We start from the raw sequence: 22,797 nt of genomic DNA on the forward strand, positions 1-22,797 counted from the left end.
ATGAAAATTAGATTACTTTACTTTGTATTCTAATTAATTAAGTGTGCAAAATTAATAAATAAAGATGAATACCCTTCAAAAGAAATCCTACTTAAGTCTTTTTGTGATAGTTTTATTGCAAATTATTTTCTTTTATTTAGTTTACTTAGAATATAAAGGAGAAAAACAATTGTTAGTGATTACGGAAGCTGATAAAATGGATCAAAGCTTTAAAAAACAAACCCAACAATTGTCAAGTCTTATAGATACTTCACAAGCTCATTTCAATCAGTATGTGTTGTTTCGTGAATTACCTGAATTAAAGGCTTATAATGACGCTTTGGTGGCTATGTCTACCAATTTAAATCAGTTAGTCGCTAATGAAAATCAAAGTGCTTCGTTGCGTAATAAACTGAAAAATAATGTATTGTTAAATAACAATTTGATTGCTTTAAAGAAAAAAACGGATTCTTTAATTAATGATGGGACTATGGTTTCAGAAGAGATTAATCTTGATGAAATTTTAAAGCCTTCAGAATATAAATTTGAAGACGTTTTAAATAGTGTTGAGTTTGAAACGGATAAAAAAGTTGATAGTGTAAAGAAAAAAGGTTTCTTCTCGCGATTGGGAAGTGCAATGAAAGGCGAAACGGATGTTCAAAAAGAGCAGATTAACAGTAAGTTAAAATTGAAGTTTGGTAAAAAGGTAGTTTCTGGTGATATCAAACAGCAGTTTAAAAATGTGTTGATGGAATCGCAAAAACACTATAACAAGCAATTTTCGGTTTTAGGGAAAAGTTTAGCGAATATCAAAAATGGAGAAAAGTCCTTGATTGATAAAAATACGGCTCTAATGAAATTGTATCGCGAAATTAATTCGGAATTAGATGCAATGATTGAAGGGGTTTTGGATGATAATGCGGTTAAAATTGATGAACAAGCTAAATTAAACAAACAATATCGATTCTATTTGATTGTAACCGTATTGGTGTTGATACTTTTAATGTTAGTGTTGTTGTTAAAATATATAAACGATACTTTTAGGGTTAAAAAAGAATTGGCTGAAGCAAAAGATCAAATTTCAAAAGATTTGTTGTTGAAAAATAGAATTATTTCCACACTTACCCACGAAATAAAAACACCTGTTAGTATTATTAATCTTTACGGTTCTTTTATGGGGAATAAAAATGATGACCCAGAAATGAAAGAGTTTTTTGATACCGTAACTTATACTTCTAATACCTTGATGCATATTTCTAATCAAGCGGTAGAGTTAGTCAAGAATAATGAAGGCGGAATTAAATTGAATCTCGAAAAGGTAGATTTGGCTAAAGAGGCAAAAGCTATTGTTAAGTCGCTTATGATATTTGCTTCTTCAAAAAATATAAAGTTAAATTTTGATAATCAACTACCACCACAATATGAAGTACAATATGATAAAGCAAAATTCTATCAATTAGTGTATAATATAGTTGGGAATGCAGTTAAATTTGCAAAATCAAATATTGCTATAACAGCGCGTATTGAAAATATTGAAGGCAAAGAGCAGTTTGTGTTTGTGGTGAAAGATGATGGTATTGGAATTCCTGCTAAAGACAAAAATCGAATCTTCGATTTAGAATATCAGAGTAAAAATAACAAATCAGTGGATGCATTGAGTTTCGGTTTAGGGTTATATTTGTGTAAAAATATAGTTGCTGCAAGTGCTGGAACGATTAATGTTGAAAGTGAGTTGAATAAAGGAACTGAAATTTCATTTAATTTAAATTTAAATAAATAAAACATGAGTATAGCTGGAGAGAAAAAAATTTTAATTGCAGACGATCATATGGTGGTTTGCAGAGGAATAGAAGCAATGGTTAAGCCGGCTTTTGAAAACCCAACTTTTTTTCATGTAAATACCATGGCGCAATTGTTAGCTGAATTGAGTAATACAAGTTATGATGCGTTATTATTAGATGTTAATTATACCGATGCGAACCTTACAGATACTATTGCTTTAGTAAAAGAAAAAGCACCAGAGTCTAAAATTTTTGTTTTTACAAGCGGGCTTTCTTTTAAGGAATTTAATATCATAAAAAAATATGCCAATGCTATTCTAACAAAGCAATCAGAAGCAGATACTTTTGTAGCTACAATTGATGACGTTTTTCAAAATGGAAAATTTGTATGTTCTCCATTAAATGAAGAAAAAGTACAAAAGTTAGAATCCTTAACAGAACGTGAATTGGATATTTTAGAATGTATGCTCGACGGGATGGGGAATAAAGAAATGGTGTATCATTTAGATATTAAAGAATCAACCATTTCTACGCTGAGAAAGCGTATATTAGAAAAATTAGATTTGACCAATAATGTAGAGTTGTTGAATTATTTTACTGAGAGTGTGATTTAGAGTAATTTATCGATTTTATTAAAATAGATGCCGACTTTTTTAGAGTCGGCATTTTTTTTATTTCTATAAATGTAGTTTGTCGATTTTTTTTGTTTTTCATCGACATGATGTTTGGATTTTAGAATTTGTAAGGTGTTATATCATAAAAAAAATGTTAAATTTATAAGAGTTTTTGTAGAAGAAGTTCTACTCTTTTGTAAAGATCTAAAAACTAAATTTGTAACTAAACTATTATTAATTTAAACCAAACTTTTTTATGGAGAAAAGCAAACAAATTAATGTGTTTACCAGAAAACCTAAATGGTGTAGGGTAAACACAAGAGGTAGGCCGGTGCTTACAGGTGCATTGAATAAACTTTTTAGTTTTAAAATATTAAAAACGAATATTTAATTTTATGAAAATGATAGAATATTTACTTAATAAAAATCGCCTTGTCGCTTTTTTGGTATTATGTTCTGTTGTTGTATTCGCACAGAATGAAATAAAGCTTTTGCCTTTGCAAGAATCACCTTATGATCAATTTTATAAAGGAGCTATTGCAAAAAATGGGGGTTCTTACCTTTCTGCGAAATCAGCAAATAAGAATAAATTTGATAATGCCAATCAACTAATGCGAACGGTTACAACTGTTGATCTTAATGGACCAATTTCTGGGACAACATTTGAAAATCGTGCAGCAGCGAACAATACTCCTTATAGGATTTCTTCTGGTGCGGTTTCTGTTGTCACTTCTACAGGAACAGCAACTAGTGCTCGAATTTCTTTCTCGACGAGTACAGCAGGTGCTCCACTGGCAGTGCCAGGAGGAGCTAATGAATTGTTTCAGTTAGTAAATTCAGGGGGTACTCAAGTTGTTTTATGGACAATAAATACTGCAAATCCAACTGCACAAACTGTCTTGTATGGAGGGACTACTTTTCGTATAAGTCATGCAAATGCTTTTGAATTTGTAATTACCAATAATGCTGGAGGTACTTTTCCAACGGCTGATTTACAATTGCTATTATTTAATGCTTTTAGATATGCGCATTCTAGTGTAGCTGCTGATTCTGTTAGATATATGCATTTAGCAGTTACAGATCCGCAAAATACACTTTCGGCATATTCTAAAATAACTACAGGATCACCGCCAGTTGCTGTGGATGATACTAATAATTTAATGGCTAATGCTGTTGTACCTGTTGCGGGCAATGTGCTAACAAATGATACAGATGCAACTGTAGGAGATGTAAGAACATTAACTAGAGTTCATGAATACCCTAATATGGTAGGTAATGCTTATACTACCACTTATGGTAGTATAACTATGCAAGCTAATGGTAGTTATAACTATACGGTAGATGTAAATAATTCATCAGTGAAGGGATTACGTACTGGAGATGTTTTGCAAGATATCATTGCATATAGAGTTGATGATAATGTGGGTAATTTAGATTATGGCTACTTAACTATAACGATTAATGGTGTTACGGAATTACCTGTGGCAACAAATAATACGAACAATGTTACGGTTAATCTGGCACCTACTGCAACAGGTAACGTTCTGTTTGATGATTCTGGTTTTGGAGAGGATAAGATGGATAGACAGTTTTCTCAATTGGTTTGGGAAGCTCAATATGCAGTTGATGCACCAATACATGGAACCAGTAGGACAATTAATGGTGTAACGGCTTCCTTTGTTACTAATAGTGCTGCTTATCCTTTCAACCAAACTGTAGATCAAACTGCAGGCGGAAATGGAGGGCATTTTGGATATGTTTATTTCACAACAGATGGGACTGCGTTGCCAACGCCTGATAATAAGTTGACAATGAACTTTAACCCACCTGTTACGAACCTTTCATTTACATTATCGGATATCGATTATTCACAATCTATAGTGTGGCAAGATCAATTTAGAGTTACGGGTACCCTTGGAGGAAATCCAGTTGCTTTTGATCGTCAAGTGGCAGGAGGGATTTTATTAAATGGACCTGATACTTTTTATGGTACGGGGAGTGTAATTACTTCTGATGCTCATGGAAATGTTCGCGTTCTTTTTCCAACACCTGTCGATAGTGTAGTGTTAGATTATAATTATGGCCCTAATGTAACAGCAGCAGATCCTTCTGGTCAAGTAGCTGGGTTAACTGACTTAATTTGGCAAGACGCTAATGCAGGAGGTGTACGTGCTGTTTATGGTGTTAATGCTAATGTGGGTGTAAATATACCAACTACTTATGGTTTTATAACTCTAAACACTGATGGTTCTTATACGTATACTGTTAATCCAGCCAATCCTACCGTTGCTGCTTTAGTTACAGGTCAAACACTTACAGATGTTATACCATATACTATATCAGATAATTTGGCAGGTGCAGGTAATTTGGCAAATGCTAATTTAATATTAACAATTACAGGTGCTAATGTTATAAGTGCGGTAGATGACGCACCTGTAGCTTTAGCAGCAGGAGCTTCTACTCCAAGTGTCATTGTAAATGACACTCTTGATGCCGCTCCAGCTTTAATTGGTGCTAATCCAGGTGAAGTTACCTTAACATCACTAGTTGTTCCAGCAGGTTTAACTTTAAATCCTGACGGTACAATTTCAGTAGCAGCTACTACACCAAGTGGTACTTACTTAGTAGATTACCAAATTTGTGAAAACGGTGCTGTACCAGTAAATTGTGATCCAGCTACTGCAACAGTTATTGTGGCTAATGCTTTATTAGCTTCAGATGATGCGTTGCCTTCAGTAGGCGGTAGTGTTTTAGGAAACGACACATTAAATGGTGTATCAGTAACTACAGCTAATACAGATGTAACGCCAGCAACTAACGGCCCATTGGCAATTGATGCTGACGGTAATGTAACTGTAGCACCAAATACCCCATCAGGAACGTATACAATTCCTTATACAATTTGTGAAACTGGAGCTGTTCCGGCGAATTGTCAAACGGCTACAGCAACGGTTGTAATCAATAACCCAATAGACGCAATTGATGATGCCGCAGTTACTGTTGCGAGTACAAATGCTATTGTTACAGTTCCAGGAAATGTTACATCCAACGATACGTTGAATGGAGTAGCAGTTACGGCTGCTAATACAGATGTGACTCCAGGAACAAACGGTCCATTAAGTGTAGATGCTAACGGTGTTCTTACTGTTGCAGCAAATACGGCAAGTGGTACTTATACAATTACTTACCAATTATGTGAAGTAGGGGCAGTTCCAGTAAATTGTGATACCGCTACAGCAACAGTAGTAGTGGCAAATCCAATTGATGCTGTAAATGATACACCAGCTGCACCAGTAGCTAGTACAAACGTACCAGTATCAGCAGGATCTGTACTAGGAAACGATACTTTGAGTGGTATTGCAGTAACCCCAGCCAATACGAATGTTACTCCAGTAACAAACGGTCCATTGAGTGTTGATGCCAATGGAGGAGTTACCGTTGCAGCAAACACTCCATCAGGTGTTTATACGGTTACATATCAATTATGTGAAGCAGATCCAGTATCTGGCTTAAATGTTGTTCCGGCAAATTGTGATACAGCTATAGCTACAATTACCGTTGCTAATCCTATTGATGCCATAAATGATCCATCAGTAACTTTAGCAAGTGGAAGTACTCCAGTAGTTGTTCCAGGTAATGTTACTACAAACGATACTTTAAGTGGAATAGCTGTTACAGGAGCCAACACGAATGTTACTCCAGTAACAAACGGTCCATTGAGTGTAGATGCGAACGGAGTTGTTACTTTAGCGGCTAATACAGTATCAGGAACTTATACGGTTAACTATCAATTATGCGAAGCAGATCCAGTATCAGGTTTAAATGTAACACCTGCAAACTGTGATCTAGCAACAGCAACTGTTGTAGTTGCTAATGCATTAGTTGCTACTAATGATACGCTACCATCAACAGGCGGAAGTGTTCTTGGTAATGATACCTTAAATGGTGTTCCAGTAACAGTTGCTAACACCGATGTGACGCCTGCAACTAACGGCCCATTGACAATAGATGCAGATGGAAATGTAACTGTAGCACCAAATACCCCATCAGGAACGTATACAATTCCTTATACAATTTGTGAAACTGGAGCTGTTCCGGCGAATTGTCAAACGGCTACAGCAACGGTTGTAATCAATAACCCAATAGACGCAATTGATGATGCCGCAGTTACTGTTGCGAGTACAAGTGCTATTGTTACAGTTCCAGGAAATGTTACATCCAACGATACGTTGAATGGAGTAGCAGTTACGGCTGCTAATACAGATGTGACTCCAGGAACAAACGGTCCATTAAGTGTAGATGCTAACGGTGTTCTTACTGTAGCAGCGAATACACCATCGGGTACTTATACAATAAATTATCAGTTGTGTGAAGTTAGTGCTGTACCTGCTAATTGCGATACTGCTTTGGCTACTGTGATTGTTGCTAATCCAATAGTGGCTACAGATGATACACCAGCGCCAGTAGCAAGTGCTAATGCTCCTGTATCTGCAGGCTCTGTATTAGGAAATGATACATTGAGTGGTATTACCGCTACAACGACTAATACCAATGTGACTCCAGTAGTAAATGGTCCATTAAGTGTAGATGCTAACGGAGATGTAACCGTAGCAGCCAATACACCATCGGGAGTATATACAGTTACTTACCAATTGTGTGAGGCAGATCCTGTTTCAGGATTGAATGTAGCTCCGGCTAATTGCGCTACTGCTATTGCTACTATCACTGTATCTAATCCAATCGATGCTATAGATGACGCCGCAGTTACTTTAGCTAGTGGTACAGCTCCAGTAGTTGTTCCAGGTAATGTGACTACAAATGATACTTTGAGTGGAGTAGCTGTAACAGGAGTAAATACCAACGTTACTCCAGTAGTAAATGGTCCTTTAAGTGTTGATGCTGATGGTGTAATTACTTTAGCATCCAATACTGTTTCAGGAACTTATACAGTTAATTATCAATTATGTGAAGTAGATCCAGTATCAGGTTTAAATGTAACACCTGCAAACTGTGATCTAGCAACAGCAACTGTTGTAGTTGCTAATGCATTAGTTGCTACTAATGATACGTTACCATCTACAGGAGGTAGTGTACTAGGCAATGATACCTTAAATGGTGTTCCGGTGACTATAGCGAATACAGATGTAACTCCAGGTACTAACGGTCCATTGACAATAGATGCAGATGGAAATGTAACTGTGGCATCAAATACACCATCAGGGACATATACTATTACGTACACTATTTGTGAGACAGGAGCAAATCCTGCGAATTGTCAAACCGCTACAGCTACAGTTGTTGTAACGGCATTAATCGATGCGGTAAATGACCCAGCGGTAACAGTTACAACAGGAGCAACAGCGACGGTAGTTCCAGGTTCAGTAATCGGTAACGATACTTTAAATGGAGTGCCAGTAACAACAGCTAATACAGATGTTACACCAGTAGTATCAGGACCATTGAGTGTTGATGTAGACGGAGTGATTACAGTAGCGGCTAACACGCCAAGTGGTACATATACAGTAACGTACCAATTGTGTGAGACAGGAGCTTCTCCAGCGAATTGTGATACAGCGACCGCGACAGTAGTAGTAAACAATGTTATCGATGCGGTAAATGACCCAGCGGTAACAGTTACAACAGGAGCAACAGCGACGGTAGTTCCAGGTTCAGTAATCGGTAACGATACTTTAAATGGAGTGCCAGTAACAACAGCTAATACAGATGTTACACCAGTAGTATCAGGACCATTGAGTGTTGATGTAGACGGAGTGATTACAGTAGCGGCTAACACGCCAAGTGGTACATATACAGTAACGTACCAATTGTGTGAGACAGGAGCTTCTCCAGCGAATTGTGATACAGCGACCGCGACAGTAGTAGTAAACAATGTTATCGATGCGGTAAATGACCCAGCGGTAACAGTTACAACAGGAGCAACAGCGACGGTAGTTCCAGGTTCAGTAATCGGTAACGATACTTTAAATGGAGTGCCAGTAACAACAGCTAATACAGATGTTACACCAGTAGTATCAGGACCATTGAGTGTTGATGTAGACGGAGTGATTACAGTAGCGGCTAACACGCCAAGTGGTACATATACAGTAACGTACCAATTGTGTGAGACAGGAGCTTCTCCAACGAATTGTGATACAGCGACCGCGACAGTAGTAGTAAACAATGTTATCGATGCGGTAAATGACCCAGCGGTAACAGTTACAACAGGAGCAACAGCGACGGTAGTTCCAGGTTCAGTAATCGGTAACGATACTTTAAATGGAGTGCCAGTAACAACAGCTAATACAGATGTTACACCAGTAGTATCAGGACCATTGAGTGTTGATGTAGACGGAGTGATTACAGTAGCGGCTAACACGCCAAGTGGTACATATACAGTAACGTACCAATTGTGTGAGACAGGAGCTTCTCCAGCGAATTGTGATACAGCGACCGCGACAGTAGTAGTAAACAATGTTATCGATGCGGTAAATGACCCAGCGGTAACAGTTACAACAGGAGCAACAGCGACGGTAGTTCCAGGTTCAGTAATCGGTAACGATACTTTAAATGGAGTGCCAGTAACAACAGCTAATACAGATGTTACACCAGTAGTATCAGGACCATTGAGTGTTGATGTAGACGGAGTGATTACAGTAGCGGCTAACACGCCAAGTGGTACATATACAGTAACGTACCAATTGTGTGAGACAGGAGCTTCTCCAGCGAATTGTGATACAGCGACCGCGACAGTAGTAGTAAACAATGTTATCGATGCGGTAAATGACCCAGCGGTAACAGTTACAACAGGAGCAACAGCGACGGTAGTTCCAGGTTCAGTAATCGGTAACGATACTTTAAATGGAGTGCCAGTAACAACAGCTAATACAGATGTTACACCAGTAGTATCAGGACCATTGAGTGTTGATGTAGACGGAGTGATTACAGTAGCGGCTAACACGCCAAGTGGTACATATACAGTAACGTACCAATTGTGTGAGACAGGAGCTTCTCCAGCGAATTGTGATACAGCGACCGCGACAGTAGTAGTAAACAATGTTATCGATGCGGTAAATGACCCAGCGGTAACAGTTACAACAGGAGCAACAGCGACGGTAGTTCCAGGTTCAGTAATCGGTAACGATACTTTAAATGGAGTGCCAGTAACAACAGCTAATACAGATGTTACACCAGTAGTATCAGGACCATTGAGTGTTGATGTAGACGGAGTGATTACAGTAGCGGCTAACACGCCAAGTGGTACATATACAGTAACGTACCAATTGTGTGAGACAGGAGCTTCTCCAACGAATTGTGATACAGCGACCGCGACAGTAGTAGTAAACAATGTTATCGATGCGGTAAATGACCCAGCGGTAACAGTTACAACAGGAGCAACAGCGACGGTAGTTCCAGGTTCAGTAATCGGTAACGATACTTTAAATGGAGTGCCAGTAACAACAGCTAATACAGATGTTACACCAGTAGTATCAGGACCATTGAGTGTTGATGTAGACGGAGTGATTACAGTAGCGGCTAACACGCCAAGTGGTACATATACAGTAACGTACCAATTGTGTGAGACAGGAGCTTCTCCAGCGAATTGTGATACAGCGACCGCGACAGTAGTAGTAAACAATGTTATCGATGCGGTAAATGACCCAGCGGTAACAGTTACAACAGGAGCAACAGCGACGGTAGTTCCAGGTTCAGTAATCGGTAACGATACTTTAAATGGAGTGCCAGTAACAACAGCTAATACAGATGTTACACCAGTAGTATCAGGACCATTGAGTGTTGATGTAGACGGAGTGATTACAGTAGCGGCTAACACGCCAAGTGGTACATATACAGTAACGTACCAATTGTGTGAGACAGGAGCTTCTCCAGTGAATTGTGATACAGCGACCGCGACAGTAGTAGTAAACAATGTTATCGATGCGGTAAATGACCCAGCGGTAACAGTTACAACAGGAGCAACAGCGACGGTAGTTCCAGGTTCAGTAATCGGTAACGATACTTTAAATGGAGTGCCAGTAACAACAGCTAATACAGATGTTACACCAGTAGTATCAGGACCATTGAGTGTTGATGTAGACGGAGTGATTACAGTAGCGGCTAACACGCCAAGTGGTACATATACAGTAACGTACCAATTGTGTGAGACAGGAGCTTCTCCAGTGAATTGTGATACAGCGACCGCGACAGTAGTAGTAAACAATGTTATCGATGCGGTAAATGACCCAGCGGTAACAGTTACAACAGGAGCAACAGCGACGGTAGTTCCAGGTTCAGTAATCGGTAACGATACTTTAAATGGAGTGCCAGTAACAACAGCTAATACAGATGTTACACCAGTAGTATCAGGACCATTGAGTGTTGATGTAGACGGAGTGATTACAGTAGCGGCTAACACGCCAAGTGGTACATATACAGTAACGTACCAATTGTGTGAGACAGGAGCTTCTCCAGTGAATTGTGATACAGCGACCGCGACAGTAGTAGTAAACAATGTTATCGATGCGGTAAATGACCCAGCGGTAACAGTTACAACAGGAGCAACAGCGACGGTAGTTCCAGGTTCAGTAATCGGTAACGATACTTTAAATGGAGTGCCAGTAACAACAGCTAATACAGATGTTACACCAGTAGTATCAGGACCATTGAGTGTTGATGTAGACGGAGTGATTACAGTAGCGGCTAACACGCCAAGTGGTACATATACAGTAACGTACCAATTGTGTGAGACAGGAGCTTCTCCAGTGAATTGTGATACAGCGACCGCGACAGTAGTAGTAAACAATGTTATCGATGCGGTAAATGACCCAGCGGTAACAGTTACAACAGGAGCAACAGCGACGGTAGTTCCAGGTTCAGTAATCGGTAACGATACTTTAAATGGAGTGCCAGTAACAACAGCTAATACAGATGTTACACCAGTAGTATCAGGACCATTGAGTGTTGATGTAGACGGAGTGATTACAGTAGCGGCTAACACGCCAAGTGGTACATATACAGTAACGTACCAATTGTGTGAGACAGGAGCTTCTCCAGTGAATTGTGATACAGCGACCGCGACAGTAGTAGTAAACAATGTTATCGATGCGGTAAATGACCCAGCGGTAACAGTTACAACAGGAGCAACAGCGACGGTAGTTCCAGGTTCAGTAATCGGTAACGATACTTTAAATGGAGTGCCAGTAACAACAGCTAATACAGATGTTACACCAGTAGTATCAGGACCATTGAGTGTTGATGTAGACGGAGTGATTACAGTAGCGGCTAACACGCCAAGTGGTACATATACAGTAACGTACCAATTGTGTGAGACAGGAGCTTCTCCAGTGAATTGTGATACAGCGACCGCGACAGTAGTAGTAAACAATGTTATCGATGCGGTAAATGACCCAGCGGTAACAGTTACAACAGGAGCAACAGCGACGGTAGTTCCAGGTTCAGTAATCGGTAACGATACTTTAAATGGAGTGCCAGTAACAACAGCTAATACAGATGTTACACCAGTAGTATCAGGACCATTGAGTGTTGATGTAGACGGAGTGATTACAGTAGCGGCTAACACGCCAAGTGGTACATATACAGTAACGTACCAATTGTGTGAGACAGGAGCTTCTCCAGCGAATTGTGATACAGCGACCGCGACAGTAGTAGTAAACAATGTTATCGATGCGGTAAATGACCCAGCGGTAACAGTTACAACAGGAGCAACAGCGACGGTAGTTCCAGGTTCAGTAATCGGTAACGATACTTTAAATGGAGTGCCAGTAACAACAGCTAATACAGATGTTACACCAGTAGTATCAGGACCATTGAGTGTTGATGTAGACGGAGTGATTACAGTAGCGGCTAACACGCCAAGTGGTACATATACAGTAACGTACCAATTGTGTGAGACAGGAGCTTCTCCAGTGAATTGTGATACAGCGACCGCGACAGTAGTAGTAAACAATGTTATCGATGCGGTAAATGACCCAGCGGTAACAGTTACAACAGGAGCAACAGCGACGGTAGTTCCAGGTTCAGTAATCGGTAACGATACTTTAAATGGAGTGCCAGTAACAACAGCTAATACAGATGTTACACCAGTAGTATCAGGACCATTGAGTGTTGATGTAGACGGAGTGATTACAGTAGCGGCTAACACGCCAAGTGGTACATATACAGTAACGTACCAATTGTGTGAGACAGGAGCTTCTCCAGTGAATTGTGATACAGCGACCGCGACAGTAGTAGTAAACAATGTTATCGATGCGGTAAATGACCCAGCGGTAACAGTTACAACAGGAGCAACAGCGACGGTAGTTCCAGGTTCAGTAATCGGTAACGATACTTTAAATGGAGTGCCAGTAACAACAGCTAATACAGATGTTACACCAGTAGTATCAGGACCATTGAGTGTTGATGTAGACGGAGTGATTACAGTAGCGGCTAACACGCCAAGTGGTACATATACAGTAACGTACCAATTGTGTGAGACAGGAGCTTCTCCAGTGAATTGTGATACAGCGACCGCGACAGTAGTAGTAAACAATGTTATCGATGCGGTAAATGACCCAGCGGTAACAGTTACAACAGGAGCAACAGCGACGGTAGTTCCAGGTTCAGTAATCGGTAACGATACTTTAAATGGAGTGCCAGTAACAACAGCTAATACAGATGTTACACCAGTAGTATCAGGACCATTGAGTGTTGATGTAGACGGAGTGATTACAGTAGCGGCTAACACGCCAAGTGGTACATATACAGTAACGTACCAATTGTGTGAGACAGGAGCTTCTCCAGTGAATTGTGATACAGCGACCGCGACAGTAGTAGTAAACAATGTTATCGATGCGGTAAATGACCCAGCGGTAACAGTTACAACAGGAGCAACAGCGACGGTAGTTCCAGGTTCAGTAATCGGTAACGATACTTTAAATGGAGTGCCAGTAACAACAGCTAATACAGATGTTACACCAGTAGTATCAGGACCATTGAGTGTTGATGTAGACGGAGTGATTACAGTAGCGGCTAACACGCCAAGTGGTACATATACAGTAACGTACCAATTGTGTGAGACAGGAGCTTCTCCAGCAAATTGTGATACAGCGACCGCTACCGTAGTAGTTGCTAATCCAATTGTTTTAGATAATGATGCTGATCAAATTGTTGTAGGTACTACGGGTACTACAAATATCTTCGATGACGATACCTTTAATGGTAAACCATTATCTATAGGCAATGGTCCTGGTCAAGTAACATTGTCGCCTGTTGTTATCGCTACACCGGGTATTACTTTGAATCCTAACGGGACTATAAGTGTAGCTAACACAGTTCCAGATGGTACTTATTCATTTACATATACAATTTGTGAAAATGGAGCTGTGCCTCAAAATTGTCAATCTGCTATAGTTACAGTAGTTGTAATTGCCAAAGTGGAAGCAAATGATGATGATTTTGGAACTGTAAATGGAAGTACAGGAGCTTCAGTTGGAAATGTATTAGTTAATGATATAATCAATAACGATATAAAGAATCCACCAACGATTGCAACGGTTACATTAGATCAATTGACTTTTGCTCAACCAGTAATTACAGCACCTGCTAATTCTCCAGTGCCATATTTAGATGAGGTTACTGGAAATGTAATTGTTCCAGCAGGAACACCAGCAGGTACTTATACTTTTACTTATAGCGCATGTTTAGTTGTAAATCCTTCGGTATGTGATACAGCTATTGTTAAAGTAACTGTAAATCCAGCGGGAGGAGAAGAGTTAGTCGTGTACAACCACGTAGTTCCAAACAGCCCAGAGAATCAGCTGTTCTTTATTGACGGAATACAAAAATACCCTAACAACACTGTTGAAATTTATAACAGATGGGGCGTATTAGTGTATGAAGCTACAGGATATAATAACAATGACAAAGCTTTTAGAGGAGAGTCTAATGGTAGAGTTACGATCCAACGTGATACGCAACTTCCAGAAGGAACTTACTACTACATCTTGAGATATGTAAATAGTAAAAATGAGTCTAAAGAAAAAGCAGGTTATTTATATATCAATAGATAATAATTATTATCCCTCCGCCTGAAGAGGCGGGGGGTAATTAAAAAAATGTATTATGAAAAAGAGAATCGTATCAATATTACTTTTCGTAAGTAGTATCGCCCTTGCTCAGCAAGAGGCTCAGTACACTCAATATATGTATAACACTGCCAATGTTAATCCTGGATATGCAGGTTCTAGAGGGTGTTTAAGTGCTTTAGTAATGCATAGAAGTCAATGGGTTGGTCTTGATGGAGCGCCTAAGACTAATGTACTTGCCGTTAGCTCTCCTTTAGATTCAGAACAACGTAAAGGTTTAGGAGTAAGTATAATTAACGATGCGCTAGGTCCTGTAAATAGAAATGCAATATCTGTAGATTTCAGTTATGCAATACCAACGACTGAAAACTCTAAATTAGCTTTTGGTATAAAAGGTACTGCTAATTTATTTAGTGTTGATTTTAATAAATTGAACACATTTAATGCGGCTAGTATTACTAATGTTAAAAATAATGATAATCGTTTCACTCCAAATATAGGTGCAGGGTTGTATTGGTATTCTGATAAAACTTATGTGGGTGTTTCAATTCCATTTATGTTAGAGAATAAGTTTTATGATAATGACGTACAGTATATCGCTAGTGAACGTATGCACCCTCATTTAATTGCAGGTCATGTTTTTAAATTGAGTAATGAAATTCAGTTTAAACCTGCTACCATGATTAAAGTTGTAAAGGGTGCTCCTTTGCAAGTCGATCTATCGGGTAATTTTTGGTTTAGTGAAAAGTTCTCTTTGGGGGCAGCTTACCGTTGGAGCGCAGCTTGGAGTGCTATGGCAGGATTCCAAATTAATGACTCTTGGATGGTGGGTTATGCTTATGATCGTGATGTTACGCGTCTTGGAAATTTCAATTCAGGATCACATGAAATCTTTTTACGCTACGAGTTATTCAAGAAAATTGATAAAGTAGTTGCTCCTCGTTTCTTTTAAAACTGTTATTATGAGAAAAATTATATTATACTCCGTTTTAGGACTTTCTTTGCAGTCAATTACGGCTCAGGAAACTAAAGTTATTAAAGGTAATAATCAGTATGATGGTTTGGCCTATGTTGATGCAATTGATACTTATTTGAAAGTTGCAAATAAAGGATATAAATCAAAGGAACTTTTTAAAAAGCTTGGGGATTCATATTATTTCAATGCTAAGCTAGCTGAAGCAAATCGTTGGTATTCTGAATTATTCAATTTTGATAATTCCGTAGAACCTGAGTATTATTACCGTTATGCACAAACTTTAAAGGCTGTTCAAGATTATAAAAAGGCAGATGAATATTTGTCAAAATTTAATCAGTTGTCTTCAAGTGATATACGTGCAGGTTTATATAGTCAACAAAAAGATTATAAACAGGTTATTGCAAAAAATTCAGGCAGACATGCAGTAAATGCTGTAAGTGTAAATACAAAATCATCTGATTATGGTACTGCTTTCTATGGAGATCAAGTTGTTTATTCTACATCTAGGGATAGTTTAGGTTTTATGAAAGTAAAAGCAAAATGGACAGATGGAGCATTTACGAATCTATATACTTCTAATCGCAGTGAAGACGCTGTGGATATGACTAAACCGAAAAAGTTTTCAAGTAATTTGAATTCAAAATTTCATGAAGACACCCCTGTTTTTTCAAAAGATTTGAAAACGGTTTTCTTTACACGTAATAATTACCACGAAGGGAAAATAGGTAGAGATGATAAGCGTGTGATTAATCTTAAATTGTACAAAGCTAATTTGGATAGTAACGGAAAATGGATTAATATAACGGAACTTCCATTTAACAGTGATCAGTACAGTGTAGCCCATCCTGCTTTAAGTCAAGATGAAAAGACTCTTTATTTTGCATCTAATATGCCAGGTACTTTAGGGCAGTCTGATTTGTATAAAGTGGCTATTTTAGGTGAGAATAGTTATGGAACTCCCATGAACCTAGGTAAAGGAATTAATACAGAAGGAAGAGAAACTTTTCCATTCATATCTGATACTAGTGAGTTGTTTTTCGCTTCTGATGGACACCCAGGTTTAGGTGGTTTAGATGTTTTTGTAAGTAAATTGGATGACAAAGGGATGCCTACACAAATTCATAACGTAGGGGAGCCTATTAATAGTTCAATGGATGATTTTGCCTACATTATCGATACTAATCGAAAAGGATTTTTCTCCTCTAATCGCCCAGGAGGTAGAGGAAATGATGATATCTATTCTTTTATTGAAACTAAGCAGTTGAAATATGAATTTGAACATGAATTAGCTGGTGTGGTGACTAACACTGAAACTGGTGAGGTTTTGCCAGGGGCAACAGTAATTTTGTTTGATGATAAATTCAACGAAGTTGCTAAGGTTACTGCTGATGAAAAAGGAGTTTACGATTTTAAGAAAGTTCCTGCGGGTAAAAAATACTACGTAAGAGCCGAAAAAGATGAGTATGAAACTAAAGAAAAATCAGTAGATATTCCTAATAGAGCTGGGAAAACGAATTTGCCAATTGATACAGGTAAAAAAGTAAGAACAATTAAAGAGGGATCGGATTTAGCTAAAACATTTGATATCAAAATTATCTATTTTGATTTAGATAAATCATTTATACGTCAGGACGCAGCTGTTGATCTAGCTAAAATTCTTGAAGTAATGAAGCAATATCCTTCAATGTTAGTGGATGTTCGTTCACATACTGATTGTCGTCAAACAGCTACTTATAACATGAAGTTGTCTGATAGACGTGCAAAAGAAACTATCGCATGGTTAGTGAAAAATGGTATCGAAGCCAAACGTTTAACAGGACGTGGTTATGGCGAATCACAATTAGTTAATGATTGTGGTTGTGAGCCTACTAATTCATCATCTTGTACTGAAGAACAACATCAAGCTAATAGACGAAGTGAGTTTATTATAGTGAAGATGTAACTTTTATACAGCAATTTTAAAGGACAATCGAAAGATTGTCCTTTTTTGTTAATAATTTTTTGTTAATCAACTACTGATTACTTGTTTAATGTGCTTGAATTCTTATTTTTGCTTTGTTATAAAAATAAATGACATAAAAATGAATATCAAAAAGCTGGTACTTGCTACTTTCTTAACCATGTCCTCTTTTGGGTTTTCTCAAAGTGTAAACAAAGAGGTTTTGTTTTCGATTGAGGATAAACCTTATTATACAGACGAGTTTATTCGAGTTTATAATAAAAATATTGATTTAGTTAAAGACGAATCTCAAAAAGATTTGAATGCGTATTTAGATCTGTTTGTTGCTTATAAATTGAAAATTAATAAAGCTAATAAACTAGGGCTTCAAGATGGGGCACAGTATCAAAATGAACTTAAATCCTATCGCAATCAATTAGCTAAAAATTATACTTCTGATACTAAAGTGACTAAAGCTTTAATTGATGAAGCGTATGCCCGTATGCAAAAGGAGGTAAAAGCAGCGCATATATTAGTATTGTGTGATGAAAATGCCACTGCAGAAGATACTTTGAAAGCTTATAACAAGTTAATCGATGTTCGTAAGCAGATTCTTAATGGTAAAACGTTTGAGGAAATGGCTTTGCAGTTTTCTCAAGATCCTTCGGTAAAAGATAATAAAGGGCATTTGGGATATTTTTCTGCTTTTCGAATGGTTTATCCTTTCGAAACAGCTGCATATACGACTAAAGTTGGTGAAGTTTCAATGCCTGTTCGTACAAAATTTGGTTATCATTTAGTGAAAGTCTTAGAAACAAGAGAAAATCGTGGTGAAGTGAGTGTAGCACATATCATGACTTTAAAACCACAAGGAGCTAATGAGTCCGACTTGACAAAGGCAAAAAATACAATCAATGAAATTTATACTAAATTAAAGCAAGGTGAAAACTTTGCTACTTTAGCTAATCAATTTTCTGAAGATAAAAGTTCTGCACCCAAAGGAGGGGCTTTGCCTCGTTTTGGATCAGGTCAATTGAGTTCTGAAATCTTTGAATCGAAAGCTTTCGAATTAAAAAATGTTGGAGATTATACAGAACCTTTTGAAAGTCAGTTTGGCTGGCATATTGTTAAGCTAAACGAGAAATTTCCTGTAAAAAAGCAAGAGGAAATGGAGCGTGAATTAGAAGCAAAATTGAAAAAAGACGACCGTTCCCGAATCATAGTAACTGCTTTGAATGCTAAATTGCGTCAAAAATATGCTGTAAAGCGTAATGAAAAATTATACACTGAAATTAAAAAATCAGTAAATGATACTTTTTATAAAGGAGAATGGAAATTACCTGAACAACGTAAAGAATTTGATAATGAATTAATCAGTTTTCAATCAAAATCTATTTCAGGTACCGCTTTTATGAATGAATTAAATGTACAACAAAAAAATAAATTATCCGTTAAACCTATTGCAAAGTTAGTGGATCAAGTTTATACTTCATTTTTAGATGCACAATTGAATAGTTATTATAACGATAATTTAGAAAAAGAGTTTCCTGAGTTTGCTAATATAGTAGAAGAGTATAGAGATGGTTTGTTACTTTTCGATCTGATGGAAAAGGAAATTTGGAATAAAGCTAAACAAGATACCATTGGTCTTAAAAAACATTTCGATATAAATACAGCAAAATACCAATGGAAAAATAGAGCTGATGTTATGATACTTTCTTCAACTAATGAAGATTTTATTAAAAAAGCGCAAAAATTAATCAAAGATAATGCAACTGCTGAAGTAATAAAGGAAAAATTAAATACAAAAGATGTTGTAAATGTTATGGTTAAACAAGAAATACTAGAAGAAGGTTCTAATCCAAATGTAGCTTTAAAAGAAGGTGTTTCTAAGATATATAAAGACAAAGATTACTTCTACCTTAATAAGGTAGTTAAAGTTTTACCTGCGGGACCTAAAAAAATGGAAGAAACCAAAGGGAAATTGATCAGTGATTACCAACAATATTTAGAAGATAATTGGGTAAACGAATTGAAAAAAGAATTTAAAGTAACCATTAATAATGATGTTTTTGAGCGTTTGAAAGCATCAATGAAAAAGTAATAAAACCATAAAAATGAAATTAATTCAAAGAGTAAGTGTTTTCTTATGTGTTATGTTAGCAACATTGAATACATCGGCACAGAAAACCAAAGTGGATGGAGTAGTAGGAGTAGTAGGAGATTATGTTATTTTAGATTCAGATATTGATAAAACTTTTATAGAGTTAAAGCAACAAGGTGTCGATACAAAAGAAGTAACACGTTGCCAGATGTTAGGTAAACTATTAGAGGATAAATTATATGCACATCAAGCAATTCAAGATAGTATTAAGGTTACAGATGCCGAAGTTAATCAAAAATTAGATGAGCAATTAGATTATGCTAAACAGCAATTAGGCTCTATAGATAAAGTGGTTGAGTTTTATAAAAAATCTTCAGAACAAGATTTGAGAAGCGAACTATTCGAAGTGATTAAATCGAATAAATTAACTTCCGAAATGCAAAAGAAAATTGTTGACGAAGTAACAATTACTCCAGAAGAAGTAAGAGATTTCTTTAAAAAAATGCCTAAAGAAGATTTACCAGTTTTTGGTGCTGAAATGGAATTAGCGCAGATTGTGGTTAAGCCTGAAATCTCTAAAGAAGCAAAACAAGCTGTAATTGATCAGTTAAAGGGTTTTAAAAAGGATGTTTTAGAAAATGGAGCGAGTTTTTATACTAAAGCAGTTTTGTATTCTGAAGATCCAGGTTCAAAAAACAGTGGAGGTTATTATAAAATGAATCGTAAAACACAGTTCGTAAAAGAGTTCAAAGATGTTGCTTTCAGTTTAAATGAAGGTGAAATTTCGGAGCCTTTTGAAACTGAATTTGGATTTCATATCATTCAAGTAGATAAAATAAAGGGGCAAGATATCGAATTACGTCATATCGTTATTTCACCTAAACCTTCAGCTGATGCTGTAAAAGCAGCTAAAGAAAAAGCAGAAAAAATTAGAACTAGAATTTTAAACAAGGAGTTGTCTTTTTCTGATGCCGCACGTCAGTTCTCGGACGAAAAAGAAACTAAAAATGATGGTGGTGTGTTAACAAACCCTAAAACACAAGGTACTCGTTTTGAATTAACTAAAATGGATCCTTCTGTATATGGTTTAGTTGCAAATTTGAAAGATGGTGAAATTTCATATCCAGTAACAGATGAGGATAGAACAGGAGCTAAATTTTATAAAATTATGACGGTTACTAATCGTTTCGAAGAGCACACTGCTGATTATGCAAATGACTACATTCGTTTAAAAGAATTAGCTCTGAAAGAAAAACAATTGAAAGCGATTGCTAAATGGAGCGAAGAAAAAATTAAAGAAACGCATATCAAAATCAATGGAGAGTACCGCGATTGTACTTTTACAAATAACTGGTTGAAGAAATAATTTCTTTATTTTTTGAAATAAAAGCGTTAGTTTTAACTTTTCTAAAACTAACGCTTTTATTGTATAAGAGTTTTTTATTTGGATGGTTTTCAAATTCTAAATTCTAAATTCAGAATTCTAAATTAAATATCTAATGTCAGACGTAGCCGCTATAGAACGCCTAGTTCAAAAACAAAAAGAATTAAAAGCCGAAATTGCTAAAGTAATTGTAGGACAAGAAGAAGTTGTAAATCAAATTGTGTTGAGTATCTTTTCTGGGGGACATGCACTATTAGTAGGCGTGCCTGGATTAGCCAAAACGTTAATGGTAAATACCATTTCACAAGCTTTAGGCTTAGATTTTAAACGCATTCAGTTTACGCCCGATTTGATGCCCTCGGATATTTTAGGAAGTGAAATTTTAGACGAAAATCGTACCTTCAAATTTATCAAAGGTCCCATATTTTCTAATATTATTTTGGCAGATGAAATTAACCGTACACCTCCCAAAACACAGGCTGCACTATTGGAAGCCATGCAAGAAAAATCGGTTACAGTAGCGGGACATCATTACAAGCTAGATTTGCCTTTCTTTGTACTGGCTACGCAAAACCCAATTGAGCAAGAAGGAACGTATCCGTTGCCCGAAGCACAGTTAGACCGTTTTATGTTTGCGATTAAGTTAGATTATCCTTCTTTTGCAGAAGAAGTGATGGTGGTGAAAAGCACGACTGCCGATTTTAAAGTAACTGTAAATCCATTGTTTTCGGCTCAGGAGATTATCGATTTCCAACATTTAATTCGTCGTATTCCTGTAACCGATAATGTGATTGAATATGCAGTGACTTTGGTTTCTAAAACAAGACCGGATAATGCTTTAGCACCTGAATTGGTCAAAAACTATATCGATTGGGGGGCTGGGCCTCGTGCCTCTCAAAATTTGATTTTAGCAGCGAAAACCCATGCGGCATTAAATGGGAAATTTAGCCCAGATATCGAAGATGTACAGGCGGTAGCTGTAGGTATTCTTCGTCATAGAATTGTAAAGAATTACAAAGCCGATGCTGAGGGAATCTCAGAAGAAAGTATCATTAAAAAATTATTCTAATGAGGTGGATAGGAATTATAGTAGCCCTTTTTTTTCTTTCCTTTCAAGAAAAACCAAAATCGATAGAAGCTGTTCGAGGAAAAACTTCTTACCCATTTTGGGTGCAAGCGCCTAAGAATGGTGAAAAATTGCCTTTACTCCTTTTTTTACACGGGAAAAGTCTTTCAGGAACCGATTTGAATCGTGTAAAACGCTATGGCGTATTGCGTGCTATCGAGCGTGGTCGCAAAATAGATGCTGTAGTTATGGCGCCTCAATTGGCTAAAGGGGCTTGGAATCCGGATAAAGTATTGGAACTTATTAAATATGCTAAAGAAAATTACGCCGTAGATGCTTCCCGTATTTATGTATGCGGGATGAGTCTTGGGGGTTATGGTACCTTACATTTTGCAGGTAAATATCCCAAAGAGCTTACCGCTGCGGTAGCTATTTGCGGGGGAGGTAATATGGCGGATAGTTTTAACTTAGCACAATTACCGTTATGGATTATTCATGGGGCTAAAGATTTTATTGTGCCGCTTCGTGAATCAACCAAAATATTTGAGGCGATTAAAAGCTGTATGCCTGATGCAGATGCTACCTTAACTATCGAACCTAAAGGGAATCATGGCAGTGTGGAACGCTACTTTCATCAAGATGTGTTCTATAATTGGCTATTCAAATACATCAAACCGAATAAATAATATGGATTTTTCTGATGATTTCCAAAAAAGAGGTTGTATTTCGCTAAAAATGCAACCTCTTTTTTGTTTATTATTGAATATAAAATGCTGATTTTGATATTTTGATAAAAAATAATGGGCGAATGCGATATTTGATTGAAAAATTTTTAACCATTGCGAACATTTTGTAAATTTGGACGACAAAAAAT

At 37.3% G+C, this 22,797-nt stretch carries 9 protein-coding genes; all 9 read left to right on the forward strand.

What is annotated here, in order from left to right; translation table 11 throughout:
- The first annotated feature begins 64 nt into the window (after positions 1-64).
- The 9 genes from ACQY29_RS07390 (at position 65) to ACQY29_RS07430 (ending at position 22,609) form a co-directional block, all read left to right on the forward strand.
- Positions 65-1,759 (forward strand): sensor histidine kinase, encoded by a 1,695-nt coding sequence (locus tag ACQY29_RS07390; protein WP_428224583.1) that lies wholly within the window; start codon positions 65-67, stop codon positions 1,757-1,759.
- A gap of 3 nt (positions 1,760-1,762) precedes the next feature.
- Positions 1,763-2,374, forward strand: coding sequence for a LuxR C-terminal-related transcriptional regulator (locus ACQY29_RS07395; protein WP_428224584.1), 612 nt, complete (start codon positions 1,763-1,765; stop codon positions 2,372-2,374).
- A 395-nt stretch (positions 2,375-2,769) separates the two neighbouring features.
- Positions 2,770-14,439 carry a gliding motility-associated C-terminal domain-containing protein gene (locus ACQY29_RS07400; RefSeq protein ID WP_428224585.1) on the forward strand — a complete coding sequence of 3,890 codons (11,670 nt, stop codon included), beginning with the start codon at positions 2,770-2,772 and terminating at the stop codon, positions 14,437-14,439.
- A 52-nt stretch (positions 14,440-14,491) separates the two neighbouring features.
- Positions 14,492-15,406 (forward strand): PorP/SprF family type IX secretion system membrane protein, encoded by a 915-nt coding sequence (locus ACQY29_RS07405; protein WP_428224586.1) that lies wholly within the window; start codon positions 14,492-14,494, stop codon positions 15,404-15,406.
- Between the two features lie 10 nt (positions 15,407-15,416).
- On the forward strand, positions 15,417-17,372 hold the full coding sequence (locus ACQY29_RS07410) for an OmpA family protein (RefSeq protein WP_428224587.1): 1,956 nt from the start codon (positions 15,417-15,419) through the stop codon (positions 17,370-17,372).
- 139 nt (positions 17,373-17,511) lie between these two features.
- On the forward strand, positions 17,512-19,473 hold the full coding sequence (locus ACQY29_RS07415) for a peptidylprolyl isomerase (RefSeq protein ID WP_428224588.1): 1,962 nt from the start codon (positions 17,512-17,514) through the stop codon (positions 19,471-19,473).
- Between the two features lie 13 nt (positions 19,474-19,486).
- A complete protein-coding gene (locus ACQY29_RS07420) occupies positions 19,487-20,839 on the forward strand; it encodes a peptidylprolyl isomerase (RefSeq protein ID WP_428224589.1) in 1,353 nt (450 codons plus the stop codon).
- A 133-nt stretch (positions 20,840-20,972) separates the two neighbouring features.
- Positions 20,973-21,926, forward strand: coding sequence for an AAA family ATPase (locus ACQY29_RS07425; RefSeq protein WP_428224590.1), 954 nt, complete (start codon positions 20,973-20,975; stop codon positions 21,924-21,926).
- Complete coding sequence (locus tag ACQY29_RS07430) at positions 21,926-22,609, forward strand: prolyl oligopeptidase family serine peptidase (protein ID WP_428224591.1); 684 nt, start codon at positions 21,926-21,928, stop codon at positions 22,607-22,609. Before ACQY29_RS07425 ends, ACQY29_RS07430 begins: the two co-directional genes overlap by 1 nt.
- The last annotated feature ends 188 nt before the right edge of the window (positions 22,610-22,797 follow it).

It is taken from the genome of Flavobacterium sp. (assembly GCF_965262375.1).
In the GTDB taxonomy this organism is placed as follows: Bacteria; Bacteroidota; Bacteroidia; order Flavobacteriales; family Flavobacteriaceae; genus Flavobacterium.